Annotated in this window: 10 protein-coding genes; 7 read left to right on the top strand and 3 right to left on the bottom strand. The window is 33.6% G+C overall.

Annotated features, from left to right (window positions below):
• Positions 1–150: 150 nt before the first annotated feature.
• Positions 151–1,239 carry an NAD(P)/FAD-dependent oxidoreductase gene (locus BJL90_RS03585; protein WP_070964221.1) on the bottom strand — a complete coding sequence of 363 codons (1,089 nt, stop codon included), beginning with the start codon at positions 1,237–1,239 and terminating at the stop codon, positions 151–153.
• 476 nt (positions 1,240–1,715) lie between these two features.
• On the opposite strand from BJL90_RS03585, the gene BJL90_RS03580 reads away from it, so the two are divergent.
• Both BJL90_RS03580 and BJL90_RS03575 read left to right on the top strand, forming a co-directional pair.
• Positions 1,716–2,249 carry a flavodoxin domain-containing protein gene (locus BJL90_RS03580; protein ID WP_070964220.1) on the top strand — a complete coding sequence of 178 codons (534 nt, stop codon included), beginning with the start codon at positions 1,716–1,718 and terminating at the stop codon, positions 2,247–2,249.
• Positions 2,250–2,412: 163 nt separating this feature from the next.
• Positions 2,413–2,970 (top strand): GNAT family N-acetyltransferase, encoded by a 558-nt coding sequence (locus BJL90_RS03575; protein WP_070964218.1) that lies wholly within the window; start codon positions 2,413–2,415, stop codon positions 2,968–2,970.
• Positions 2,971–3,084: 114 nt separating this feature from the next.
• On the opposite strand, the gene BJL90_RS03570 is transcribed toward BJL90_RS03575, so the two are convergent.
• On the bottom strand, positions 3,085–4,938 hold the full coding sequence (locus BJL90_RS03570; protein ID WP_070964216.1) for a sensor histidine kinase: 1,854 nt from the start codon (positions 4,936–4,938) through the stop codon (positions 3,085–3,087).
• 600 nt (positions 4,939–5,538) lie between these two features.
• Here BJL90_RS03570 and BJL90_RS03565 point away from each other — a divergent pair.
• From BJL90_RS03565 to asnB, 4 genes are all read left to right on the top strand, one after another.
• Positions 5,539–6,513: an arsenic resistance protein gene (locus BJL90_RS03565; protein WP_070964215.1), complete on the top strand. Its 975-nt coding sequence runs from the start codon at positions 5,539–5,541 to the stop codon at positions 6,511–6,513.
• A gap of 890 nt (positions 6,514–7,403) precedes the next feature.
• Entirely contained in the window at positions 7,404–8,183 is a 780-nt protein-coding gene (locus tag BJL90_RS03555) for a L,D-transpeptidase family protein (protein ID WP_236905014.1), read from the top strand.
• Positions 8,184–8,346: 163 nt separating this feature from the next.
• Positions 8,347–8,727 (top strand): CBS domain-containing protein, encoded by a 381-nt coding sequence (locus BJL90_RS03550; RefSeq protein ID WP_070964211.1) that lies wholly within the window; start codon positions 8,347–8,349, stop codon positions 8,725–8,727.
• 181 nt (positions 8,728–8,908) lie between these two features.
• Complete coding sequence (asnB, locus tag BJL90_RS03545; protein ID WP_070964209.1) at positions 8,909–10,756, top strand: asparagine synthase (glutamine-hydrolyzing); 1,848 nt, start codon at positions 8,909–8,911, stop codon at positions 10,754–10,756.
• An 84-nt stretch (positions 10,757–10,840) separates the two neighbouring features.
• Here the strand turns inward: asnB and BJL90_RS03540 are convergent, their stop codons facing one another.
• Positions 10,841–11,671: an undecaprenyl-diphosphate phosphatase gene (locus BJL90_RS03540; protein ID WP_070964208.1), complete on the bottom strand. Its 831-nt coding sequence runs from the start codon at positions 11,669–11,671 to the stop codon at positions 10,841–10,843.
• 192 nt (positions 11,672–11,863) lie between these two features.
• On the opposite strand from BJL90_RS03540, the gene BJL90_RS03535 reads away from it, so the two are divergent.
• A complete protein-coding gene (locus BJL90_RS03535; protein WP_070964206.1) occupies positions 11,864–13,723 on the top strand; it encodes a sigma-54 interaction domain-containing protein in 1,860 nt (619 codons plus the stop codon).
• The last annotated feature ends 194 nt before the right edge of the window (positions 13,724–13,917 follow it).

Genomic DNA, 13,917 nt, shown 5'->3' with positions numbered 1-13,917 from the left:
AGAATAGGTTCTATCAGTTTTGTAGCTTTCTTGGATAATAATTTTTAAAAACACAAAGTTCCCAAACTATGGGAAAGAGGCATAAACAACGGAAAAAATCTGTGGATTATTTAGTGATTTAAGGAGAATAATACAGGATAAAATTAAAATTCATTTTATATTTATTACAGGTTTTAATATATGGCTGATAAGACTGAGAAAGTTGATGCTACTATGATCTAAAAAAGTTTTTCCAATATAACCATTCAAGCTTTTAACGAGTAGATCAAACTTCTTATTATCTAAGCGCTCCATAGCCCTTCTTAACACTAGTGCATTTGTATAGCTTTTATCTAGTGGCTTATTGAGATCATGATATTTTCCTTTACCACACAAATCATAGGCGGTATGAATACCTGTCATAATGGAAGGAAATTGTCCAAATCCTAAAAAGGGCATGATTGCTCCATAACAGTTTCCAGCAAAAAAAGTGTTTCCAATTCTACCATGATGACACTTTCCTATGACATATTCTGTGACTTTGAACGCATCAGTAATGTTGAGTACTTGTTTTAAATCCTTTTGAACTCTTGAAAAAAATTTGTTCCATAATAAATGACTATCTAATAGTGTATTTTCTGGATAGTTGGGGTAGGCGGTAACAATATTGGCTTTTGTACTAGATAATGGGATCAAATAACTATAACCTTTAGGTGCAAAAGAATTATCCAACCAAGCCATTGTTGTATATTTATCAAATTTCCCTTCAACAATAGCTCCTTTTAAAGACACAGTAAGATGTTTTTCATAGTTTCCCATTTTTTCACTATAGGCGCCATCCCCTGTAGCCAGGATAACATGTGTATAGTTTTTTAGCAAATCTTCATAGGTAGATTGTGAGTGATACATAACCTCTGTATCTAACTGTTTTAGTAACTGTTTGCATAATGAATTTTCGTGTCTACCCCTTATTACACTAAATCCTAAGTTTCCAGTTACAGTTGCCTGTTCATTTTCTGAATAGATAATTAATTTTTTTATGTGTCCGACTGGTTGAAGATAGATCTGAAATTCGTTAGCAAGGTATGAAAAAGTATCTTCGATAGGGGCATTTAATGCATTCAAAAATATCTCTCCATTGACGAATCTATCATCCACTTCCTTCCTGTTTTCAAAGATGTATGGTTTTATTCCATGCCGTTCTAAGGTGATAGCACATGATAATCCAGATAATCCAGCTCCCATAATGGCTACTTGCATTGTTTTTCTCCTATTATCTAAATGTATTTTAATTGCATGATTTATTCTTTAATGTATTGTTAAGACGCCCACTTCTAGGTGAACAAACTAAGTGACTGCCAAAAAAGTTAAAGTGCAAACTTGCACTCTGTATAAGTGATTGACACAAAATCATAGATTTTGGTCATCTACTTGTGAATGAGGTCTCATTTTACTTTATTATAAGTATATCTTTTTTTTGGACATTAATTTTAGTAGTATTAGCTTTAATTTAAATCATGATTTGTTATCACTATCAATATTGTTAATATTAAGGAAACTTTTTATACAAAATTAACGGAGTATATATGATTTTCTTTATTCTTCGATGTATTGCTATGATGCACGCTCACTTGGTAATATGCGATGACATTTCCTATAGGGCTAGGTGATTTTCAATTTAATTCCATATAGAAAAATGGTATAATTATGTATGAAATTATTAGGAGGGATAGGCAATGAAAGCCGTAGTAATATACAAATCTAAAACAGGGTTTGCAAAAAAGTACGCAGAATGGATTGCAGAGGACCTGAAAGCAGATATTTTTGAAGTTTCAAAGGTTACTATGGATAGATTAAGTATATATGATGTTATAATTTTTGGAGGTAGTTTATATGCAGTGGGTATCAATGGTGTAAAGGTAATTACGCAAAATATTAATATGCTTAAAGATAAAAAATTAATTGTTTTCGCAACAGGGGCATCTCCGTCAAAAGAGGATACAATAAATGAAATTATAAATAAAAATTTTACTTTAGAACAACAAAAATATATTAAGTTTTTTTATCTACGGGGTGGTTTTAACTACGGGAAATTATCAATTTTTGATAAAATGCTTATGACATTATTAAAATGGAAGATAGAAAGTAAAAAGAAAAAAGGAAATAAATTGACATTTGATGAAATAGGTATGCTGGCAGCATATGATAAGCCAATGGATTTTACGAAAAAGAAAAATATAGAAGAAATAATTCACTATATCACTTCATAGATTTGTCTACCATCAGTAGAATAGAGGAAGGGAAAGACGTGAAGTAAATAGGTGTTTATGATCTGTTGTTATTGATTATTACTAAATAGAGTTTTTGAGAAGCAGTGTTCATAAGCAGTGAAAAATTAGCTTTTTAAAATGGAGGAGGGGATGAGAGGTCAGCATGATTACGTTAAATAGTGAATTTCCTGTATTGGAAACACACAGATTAATTTTACAAAAATTGACGGAGGAGGATATAGAGCATTTATTTAAATATTGGTCAGACAGCGAAGTGGTGAGATATATGAACATAGATGCTTTTACTGATAGACAACAAGTAAAGAATATGGTATGCTTGCTGAACAACCTGTTTAAAGAAAAAGAAGCCCTTCGCTGGGGTATATATAACAAAGAATTAAGCTGTCTTATGGGTACCTGTGGATATAATTCTGGACTAAAAGAAGAAGTATATATAGGAGAAATTGGCTATGAACTAGGAAGTCAGTACTGGGGACAAGGATTTATGGCAGAAGCGTTAAACTGTATAATTGATTATGGCTTTAATATTTTAAGCTTAAATCGTATAGAAGCATATGTCATGCTAGAAAATCGAGGGTCAGCCAACCTTCTTGAAAAGCTAGGTTTTCAGAAAGAGGGGATTTTAAGGGAGCGGGGGTATTATAAAAATAAATTTTGGGATGAGTATATTTTTTCATTGTTAAAGAAAGATAGGAATTAAACAACTAAAGAAATACAGGAAAGTAAATACGAATAAACATAAGGGAGTCTTAAAATGGCTCCCCTAAAAGTATTATATTATAAACATCAATACTATTATTTTAAGTAAAGATATTTATAGATAAATATCTGAGAATTCAATGTTGATTCTTTCTACATTGGCAAAAGTCGTTTCATTTGAACCTTGAGTAACGGAATCTATTAAAACTACAGGCAAATCTATAATAAACTCACTACCTTCTCCTAACATACTATTTACCTTAATACTTCCTCCATGCATATCTATAAGTGATTTTACAAGAGACAGACCAATTCCACTTCCTTCAGTTTTTCTACGCAGGGAACTATCAACCTGAGTGAAATATTGGAAAATCAATTGCTGCATATCTTCGGGAATTCCTATCCCAGTATCTTTAACAGAGATTTCTATGTGAGCCTCTTTGTCACGTAGGTTCACCTCTATTTTTCCTCCAGCTTGGGTAAACTTAATGGCATTTGAGACAAGGTTTAAAACTATCCTTTCGATTTTATCAGGGTCAACAGCCATTATTTTTTCTTCAACATCAGTATCAAATATCAGTTCAATATTTTTAAGCTTTGTGTATTCTACAACAGATAGTGTTATATCCTCTGTCAATCTCACTATATCACAATTTACTGGATTAATTACAAATTGATTCCCTTCAATTTTGCTTATATCTATAAGATTATTTATTAATCTTAGAAGTCTGTAGCTATTCTGTTTCTGCATGTTAATGTATTTATATATAGATGCTTTATTAAAATCATCCATGCTTTCCATAAGCTGAATAGCTCCTAGAATAATATTAATTGGAGTTTTTAGTTCATGAGATACTGTTGAAAAGAACTGAGTTTTTAGCCTAGCAATCTCATCTCTTTGAGAGATTTGATGGTTGATTTCTTCTGTCATGCGGTTAAATGCTTCACTAGTTGCAGCCATCTCATCTTTCCCAGTAAGCTTTGTCTTTATTTTAAGATTGCCCTTAGAAATCTCATCAGCGGCATCTTTTAATTTTATTATGGAGGCAGCATATCTATTACCTAACATAGTAGCTAATAAAAGTGATATGATAGATGTCAGAAGGAGAATGACGATATCTCTTTTAGCGCTTTTTAACAACTTGCCTATCACTTCATTTGTTGGCACATTATAGTAGCTTGCCCATCCAATTTTTTCCATAGGGTAGGCTACGCCTAAACGATTTGTTCCATCGAACTGAGAAGGGGCAGTATCATAGGTTACAATTTCTCCTTGAAGCGCTTTAAGTGATGGGGAATCGTTGTTAATCTTTCTCTGATGAAAAGGTATATTAGGATGTTTGTGACTATAGACGATCCTCCCTGTAGTATCAATTAGTCCAAACCCGGATGACGCACCAACGTATTGAAAGTTAAAAATACTACTGAATTTATCTATATCCATGATACCAACTAAAATTCCCTTTAGCTCATCTTCAACATAAATACCTCTGGATATGTGGATGACCAGATCATCATCTAAAATGCTTTTCCCTAAGTTTGAGACTACTCGCTCTTTTCCACTGATAATATCTGTATAAAACTCCATTTCTTGCACATTTACGCCATTTAAGGCATCACTAGAGCTTGCAAGAACAATACCTTCAGAACCAACCCATGAGTACCTTCTAAAAGTTTTTTTTTCTGAGAATACATTATTTATGTAATTTTCAATTTCTCTACTACTCCACTGAGGGTTTGACAGTATAGCTACACCTATTGCATATTGCTGTGCCCAGCTTTCTTCAAGATAGTTCATAAAGGTTAGGTTTATGGTTTCTGCAAAATTTATGCTAGTTTTTAGTTCTTCTTCTATACTTTCTTTATACTGATTTCTAATTCTTATTAGCTGTAATGTAATTAAAGGAATCAGCGCAAGTAAAACTAAAAGAATAAGCTTCAATTTTAAGCTCATCTTCAACTTTAACAATTTTAAGCACCTCCAGCAGCAAATGATTGATTAGATTGCATTTTTATATTTTATCCCATAAATATAACTCTTCTGAAATATATTTACCTAGCTTAGGGTTATGCAGGTTTAATTTCTAAGAGTAACTAAGTACTTTTATTCTATGGATTATGATATTCACTAAATATAAAACATTTTAATAAATTTTTAATAGTCAGTAAAAACATTCTACAGAATAAATTTGTTAAAAAACAGACGATAAATCTCTTTATATTATTTCTACGAATTGGCTAAAAAACCTTCTTGGAATTTTAAATATCAGGTATGATGTATATTTAGATTTTCTATTTAGGATTATTTTTTAGAAGCAATTACGGTAGAGGACGTGTAGTTACTAAAAGAGAGTTAAAAATAATTATGTGCATAATTGTCATAGACGATTGCAGGAGTAAAGGTCAGAAAATAGAAACAAGGCAAGTTGGTGATTCCCCAATGTTCAGCTTTAGCTGGAGGAGTTCACTAGTGATACATCTGCCAAAAAACGCTATATGTTTAAATTGTTTTTATTAGAAATTTAATGTACTATTGTTGTATACTAATATTATGATAGGAGTGAAAAACATGGACTTTTTTGAAAAATTTCAATGGCTTTTTATGATTATAGCTATGTTTGTAGGTCTTGGATTAGGGCAGATAGGTAATGTAGCTGTAGCAGCAGCATATTTTATTACTCCTTTTCTTATGATGATGCTTTTTGGTATTTTTCTACAGACACCAGTTGAAAGCTTAAAAGAAGGATTTAAAAATGCGAAAGTATTGAGATTGAGTCTTCTTATCAATTTTGTATGGACACCCTTATTAGCTTTTGGGCTCAGTTTTCTTTTTTTCCGTAATACCCCTGATGTTTTTATCGCTTTAATTATGGATATGGTAACCCCTTGTACTGATTGGTATTTGGTTTTTACAGGAATATCTGGGGGAAGTATTGCGTTGTCTACCTCCTTTTTGCCATGGAATTTATTTATGCAATTTATTTCAATACCCGTCGCTATTTTCCTTTTTGCTGGTACAGTGGTAGAGATACAGCCATATATTTTCCTAGAAAGTTTTTTAAGGGTATTGTTACTTCCCTTTATTATTGCAGTAATAACGAGAAATATTATTTACTACATAAAGGGTCAAAGTTGGTTTGAACAAAATACTCTTGGAAGAATAGGTGTATTTCAATCTTTATTTCTTATGTTTGCGATTATGGCAATGTTTGCTTCTCAAGGAGTCATTTTAATTGAGAATCTAAGCCTGGTAATTGGACTTATTATACCAGTAATCTTATTTTTTATAATTAACTTTTCTGTAGGTCAACTGATAGGACGAATTTTTAGACTTTCTTATCAAGAGGGAGCCAGTTTGATTTTTACTATTTTAGCTCGAAATGCACCACTAGCTTTAACGATTGCTGTGGCTACTTTTCCAGAACGACCCCTTATTCCTCTGGTTTTAGCTGTAGAATCTTTAATTGAATTACCAATGCTTTTTGCATTTTCTCAACTCATGCTTCTTTTCTATTCTAAAAGATGGTGGTCGAATCTTGCTTGATATTGTAACGTACTATAGACCTATCTATGAAGATATTGTACATTGTCATTCTAAGGTGTGACAGGAGCACTATATGCAAACAAAAATAAAGATAATGCAATTAAGTAAAATCGCTTATATTTTGGGGAGGAGCTTTATGAAATGTCTTTCTTGTGATAAAGAAATGAAGCATGGAGTAACTTCCAAGAAGAATGCCCTTTAGAGCAACCCCTTTATTGATTCCCTATATGAATATAACTGTCTTGATGTATACAGTTTGTTTTGCGGCAAGCATATCAGCAACTGAGGAATTGATTATTCAGCTGACATCGAGTGAACTAGGATAATATTGCGAAATAAATCAGAAAAGGTTTGGAGGTAAATTCAATTGGAAAAGTATCATATGAGAAGGCAAGATAGGCAAATAAATGATGAAAATGAATTAAGTGAGATATTGTTACAGGGAAAATATATAGTAATATCAATGTGTCGTAATAATGAGAAATGCTATATTAGCGACGCTTTCGACTATCAATGGATGCTGCATCAAATACACAAAGAAGTGAGTTTTGAAGAACGCACACGACTTTGAGAGGAAAAAAGGGATAATTAACTATTCTTGAACTTTGGACTGATGACTATGACAAAAACCTACCAAAATTAAGAATTTAGATAATTACTAACACCACGATTATTTTTCAGTTAAGGCATATTATCTTTTTTTAGACGTAATGGATGAATTAGATGGAGACTTAGCATAAGTGAAAACAGGAACGAAAATAACAGTGGTCATACAGAACTTCTACCCTTAAGATATAGAAAGATATCCTTATCATAACAAATCTAATGATAATTCTTTATTCCGCCTCATAAATTATAAGAAGAGTACTATGTGTTTGGGGGGAGTAAAGGTGCGGAAAAAAATATTCATGGTAATCGTGGTTATGCTTCTAATAATGTTAAAAGTAGGAAGTTTTATTGCATTTCATGGGGAAGAGGGGTTGAATAGATTACTGAGCTTTAAGGCTTTATCAGACAAATATGCTGGGGAGTACTATAATGAATATATCCAGTGGGAAGCTAGGATGATTCAAGAAAACCCTGACTATGATGATTTGAAAATATTAGTGGACATATCCGAGAAAACCTTGTATCTATTAAATGGGAATGAACTAATAAAAAAGTATCCTATTGCCAGTGGTAGGCCTGGCAACCCTTCACCTTTAGGTTCATGGAAAATAATAAACAAAGCAAGGTGGGGAGGAGGATTTGGTACTAGGTGGATGGGACTGAATGTACCCTGGGGTAAGTTCGGAATACACGGTACAAATAAACCGAATAGTATAGGCTATAATGCTTCTGCTGGATGCATTCGTATGAACAATAGGGATGTAGAGGATTTGTATAAATACGTAAAGCATGGTACGCCAGTAGCTATCGCAAATGGGCTGCATGGCCCCTTTGGTTATGGACTTCAAACCATTAAGCCAGGAGATTTTGGTGCTGATGTTATGGAGGTTCAAAGAAGACTTCGAGCGTTAGGTTATTATAAAACCGATTACTTAGACGGAAAGTACGGCCCTATGATGGAGGAGGCCGTATATAGATTTCAAAGGGACAATAACCTACCTAAAAATCCCCACATAGGGTGGGAGATGTATAATGCATTAGGAATTATTTTAATGGAGTAGATATTGTGTTTAACTAATTTGCAAGTTATACCTATAAACGGATAAAGTAGAAGCAGGAATTTATAAAGTTATCTAGAATATATCCTTTAAAGTTATTTGAAAATTAGAGAAAGAAGATATTAGTCCCTTATATAATGTATAGCGTTAAAAGGAGAGATGAAATATGCTTGTAGAAAAAATAATGAAGAAAAACTTGGTTACCGTGTATCCTCAGGATAGAATTGATAAGGCGTTAAAGGTTATGGTAGATAATAATATCAATGGTGCACCTGTGGTGGATGATGAGGGTAATATTAAAGGCATGATTGTGAAGGCAGATATTTATCGTTTTTTAATTGATCCAGGACATTACGAAAGCTGTCCTGTAGATTGGGTGATGACAAAAGATGTTGTTACAGCTGAAAAAGGCGAAAATATTTTAAATGTAGCAAAAAGGCTAAGAGAAAAAAATATTGTTGCTATTCCTGTTGTCGAAGACAATAAAGCCATAGGAATTATAACACTAGAGGGCATTGTAGATTATTTCTTAGAAGATGCAATATAGAAAAAAGTCTCTTCTTCTTTTATATAAAGAGGAAGAGACTTTTTAATATTCAGCTGGGACTTGGAGCGCCTGCTGAAATACTCTAACTACACACTTTCAAAAGGACAAACATCATTTTTATTTTTTTTCATATGATGATATATAATACTAATTCTTATACAAACTGAAGGAGTTGAAGGCTATGTGTGGTATTGTTGGGTGGATTAATTTAGAGGAAAACATCATGGAAAAAAATAACATTATTCAAGCCATGGTAAGTAAGTTAAGTAGAAGAGGCCCAGATGATAATGGCGTATATAGAGAAAAAAATGTTCTTTTAGGCCATCGCCGTTTAGTTGTAGTAGACCCCGAAGGTGGACGCCAGCCTATGACGAGACAATTGGGGGATAAAATATATACGATTATTTATAATGGAGAGCTATATAATACAGAAGAATTAAGAAAAGAGTTAAAGGAAAAGGGGCATCACTTTCACGCTTATTCTGATACAGAGGTATTATTAATTTCTTATATAGAGTGGGGGGTAGACTGCGTAAAAAAATTTAATGGGATTTACGCTTTTGGCATTTGGGACAGCAGCAAAAAGGCTTTATTCATGGCAAGAGATCCACTTGGGGTAAAACCTTTATTTTATACAAAGATAGGTAACCATTTTATGTTTGCCTCAGAAATAAAAGCACTTCTAGCACACCCTTTAGTAGAACCTGTTGTGGGAGAGGAAGGACTGGCAGAAATTTTTGGTTTAGGACCTGCAAGATCTCCTGGAAACGGGGTTTATAAAAATATTTATGAAGTACCTCCGGCATACTGGCTTCTGTATAATGATGAAGGATATAAAATAAAACAATATTGGCAGTTAGAAAGTAAAGAACATGAAGAAGATTTCGATACTACAGTAGAGCATGTAAGGAGTTTGATTGTAGATGCTATAGAAAGACAGTTGGTATCAGATGTGCCGATTTGTACTTTTTTATCTGGTGGTGTAGACTCCAGTGCCATATCTTCAGTAGCAGCAAATGCATTTAGGAGAGATGGTAAAGAACAGTTAAATACTTATTCTATCGACTATGTAGACAATGCATTATACTTCAAAGCCAATGAGTATCAACCAAATTCTGATGGTGTTTATATACAAATCATGAAAAACCATATAGGATCGAAACATCATAATATTGTTATAGATACGCCTCAACTGTTTAAAGCTTTAGAAGAGGCTGTAAAGGCCAGTGATTTACCTGGTATGGCGGATATTGATTCTTCTCTTTACCTATTTTGCAGTGAAGTAAGAAAGAAGGCTACAGTAGCCTTATCAGGGGAGTGCGCTGATGAAATCTTTGGAGGTTATCCATGGTTTACGAGGGCTGAAGACATATCTGCTAATACTTTTCCATGGGCAAAGTCTATTAAAGAAAGAAAAACCATTATTTCCAAAGCCTTCAATCATATAGATTTAGAAAGCTATGTGGCAGCGAAATATGAAGAAACAATTAAAGAAGTTCCTAGGCTTGATGGGGAGTCCCCAAAAGCCCATAGGATGAGGGAACTTTTCTATCTTAATCAAAAATGGTTTATGATCACCCTATTGAATAGAAAAGATCGTATGAGTATGGCAAATAGCTTAGAAGTAAGAGTTCCCTATGCAGATTACAGACTTGTAGAGTATGTTTGGAATGTTCCATGGGAAATGAAATATTATAATAGGCAAGAAAAGGGGTTATTAAGAAAAGCACTAAAGGGAATTTTGCCAGATGAAGTGCTGGAAAGAAAGAAGAGTCCTTACCCTAAGACCCATCATCCAGCTTACTTAAAGATGGTACAGCAGCGGATGAAGAGTATTTTACAGGATAGGACATCTCCCCTACTTGATATCATTGATATAAAAAGAGTAATGGAGATTGTAGAAACCGGTGGTGCTGCCTTCGGTAAGCCCTGGTTTGGTCAACTTATGACAGGACCTCAGGTTTTGGCATACTTAATACAAGTCAATGCTTGGATGAAGGAGTATAATGTAAAAGTTATAGAAAATTAGCGTATAGGTATACATTGAGATGTACTATAGAAACTTAATAAGAGCAAGGCCCGACATATTCTTATGTCGGGCCTTGTATTGTTTTTAATAAATAAAATGAAGGATAACTAAGATGCTGCCTATTGTCCAAGTATAGAAAGAAAAGTAATAAAGTTTTTCCTTCTTAATAAAGTCAATAAGCGTTCTTATAGCGAAAATTCCTGATAAAAAGGCTGCTAGGATGCCTGCTAAGACAATGGGAAAAGTAATATCGCCAGTGCCCACTGTTAAGGCATCTTTTGTCTCTAAAAGAGCAGCACCTAATATAGGAGGAATAGAAATCAAGAAGGCGAACTTGGTGGCTAGCTCCTTATTAAAACCTCTAAATAAAGAACCTACAATTGTAGATCCTGAACGGGAGATCCCTGGAGTAATAGCGAGCCCTTGAAAAATTCCTACTATCAGCGCATCGAACCAATGCATTTGACGTATTGTTCTTTTACCGACATGAATTTTTTCTGCTGTCCACAAAAGGGTACCGGTGATGATAAGAGAGATACCGATAATTAATTGAGAAGTAAAGAAACTCTCAAAAATGTCTCCTAAAAGTATTCCCATGAAACCTGTAGGAATTGTAGCTACGATAATAAAAACACCTAATTTTCTATACTCATTGTCAATACGAAGACCCTTTCCTCTAAATAAGTCAAAAATCATTAAGATAAATTCTTTACAAATCACAAGAATATCTCCTGCATATACAAAGAAAATAGAGATTAAGGTACCAAAATGTAGCATGACGGATAGAAACAATATTTTATCTTCAGGAACCTTTAATAAACTTTGAGCTACCGCTAAGTGCCCAGAACTGCTGACAGGTAAAAACTCTGTTAATCCCTGAATAACCCCCAATATAATAGCTTTTAAGATTGTCAAACAAACCCCCTCCTAAAAATTGTATTTAACAAAGTCAATTATAACATATTGGAATAAATAATATAAAATAAAAGTATAAAGATTTTTAGATAGTAAGAAATACATAATTGACATTGACAAGAGGCATTTATTGTGTAGACTAATAATAACAAAAGAAAGTTGCGTCATTATAATTTTAAAGGAATGATTTGAATGTTTGAAAACAGTGGATTTATAAAGCAGTTTACCGACATGATGTCAGAAGGATTTATTTTTATAGATCATTTTGGAAAAATACAAATTTATAATAATAAGGCTAAGGAAATTTTTGGAATCATAGGACATGAAGGGATAGGCCACGCTGCTGGTAGCGTGCAACAAGGAGATATCGTTATTATAGGAGACAATGCTTTAGGAAAGGATGACGGTAATCTTTCTCCTAAAGACTTAAATCTTTTAGGCATTAAAGATGAAAATATTGTTAAAGGAGGTGCTATTATTGCTGTAGGGGTAATTGCTCATCCTCATATACAGCCTATATACAAATATTGCAAATCAATAAAAGACATTAAATTAATGGAGTTAAAGGATACTTTCTTAGATCAAAATATTCATGTAATAATAGATGATATGAAAAAGCTTATTAAGATAGAAGTAGATCATCAAGGATTTTCCTTGCCTTTTATCCATGCTATAGGTCATATGGTAGTAGTCGATGGAAGAACGAAACATGTAAAGTTTTATCAGACAAAAGGCTATACAGCTAGGGGAGAAGGGCTTTATGATCTACTGATGGGAAAAACCTTCAGGGGAAAGGGACAAAATGTTGACACATTTGATGTTATAGGGAGAAGTATCTTTGAGATTCATTACAATAATAGCACGATTACAGATTTTTATGAGGTAGCGCGGGGGAAAGATCTTAGTTATAAAGAAAAGTTTACAGAAATCAATGGCCGTTCTACAATTTGCACATTGGAACCAGTGAACCAAGAGGGAAAAAGAGTAGGGGCTGTACTAAAGGTGGAGGATATTTCGGAGATAAAAAAGGTGATTCGTGAAAGGGATGAAGCGCTTTTTCATTTGGAGAGGATGGAAGAGCAACTGAAGGAAAAAGAAAATGTTTTGAAACTCTTTCCTGAAATCGTTGGAGAAAGCAGAAAAATAAGTCAAGTAAAACAGTTGGCCTACAAAGCATCAAAGTCAACTTCCACCGTTCTAATTTTAGGAGAAAGCGGAACAGGAAAAAGTATATTGGCTAAAGCTATTCATGAAGCCAGCAACGATAAAAATAAACCCTTTATTCATGTAAATGGAGGAAGTATACCAGAAAATTTGTTAGAGAGTGAGCTTTTTGGTTATGAAGGAGGGGCTTTTACCGGCGCTAAAAAAGAAGGAAAGCTGGGGATGTTCGAGTTAGCGGATGGAGGTACTATATTTTTAGACGAAATTGGGGAAATTCCTTTGTCTCTTCAGGTAAAATTATTACAAGTTCTACAAAATAAAAGCTTCTATAGGGTAGGGGGAAACAAAAAAGTATCTGTGGATATAAGAATTATTGCTGCTACCAATAAAAATTTAGAGGAGGAAGTGGCGCGAGGAGGGTTTAGAGAGGATTTATATTATAGGATTAATGTATTTCCCATATGGATTCCTCCTTTAAGAGAGAGAAAACAGGATATCTATCCTTTAGTGTACACTACACTTCCAAAAATCTGTGCAAGAGTGGGGTGCCAACAGAAGAGGATGTCAGGAGAAGCGCTACACAAGCTGTTGGATTATGATTGGCCTGGAAACGTAAGAGAGTTAGAAAATATATTAGAACGAGCAATAAACTTAACTGAGAGTCAAACCATTTTGTCGAAGCATTTAATGCTAGGCAATCAAAAAACACAGCAATCTATACTAGATAAAAGTATCCTTCCTCTAAGGGAGGCCGTAGAAGATGCAGAAAAAAAAGCAATTATAGAGGCCTTAAGGCATTATGAAGGTAGTAGGGTAAAGGCAATGAAGGCTTTAGAAATTGGCAAAACCAGCTTTTATGATAAATTAAAGAAATATCAGATAGAATAGTTCGGAAAAAGGGAAAAGGTTCAAAAAAACGGAATACATCTGAAGGTTTTAAAAAAGCAGTAAAATTAAATGTTAATAACAAACGTGATAGTAAGAGTCCGAAAATACGGACTCTTTTTAGTAGATTTCTAGATTTATTAGATTTTATTATGCCAACCTTTACTAACGATTAGTCTTTTGATATCAGATGAAGG

The sequence above is a fragment of the Clostridium formicaceticum genome (genome assembly GCF_001854185.1).
Taxonomy (GTDB): Bacteria; Bacillota; Clostridia; order Peptostreptococcales; family Natronincolaceae; genus Andreesenella; species Andreesenella formicacetica.
This window is presented reverse-complemented; position numbering and strand designations above follow the sequence as displayed.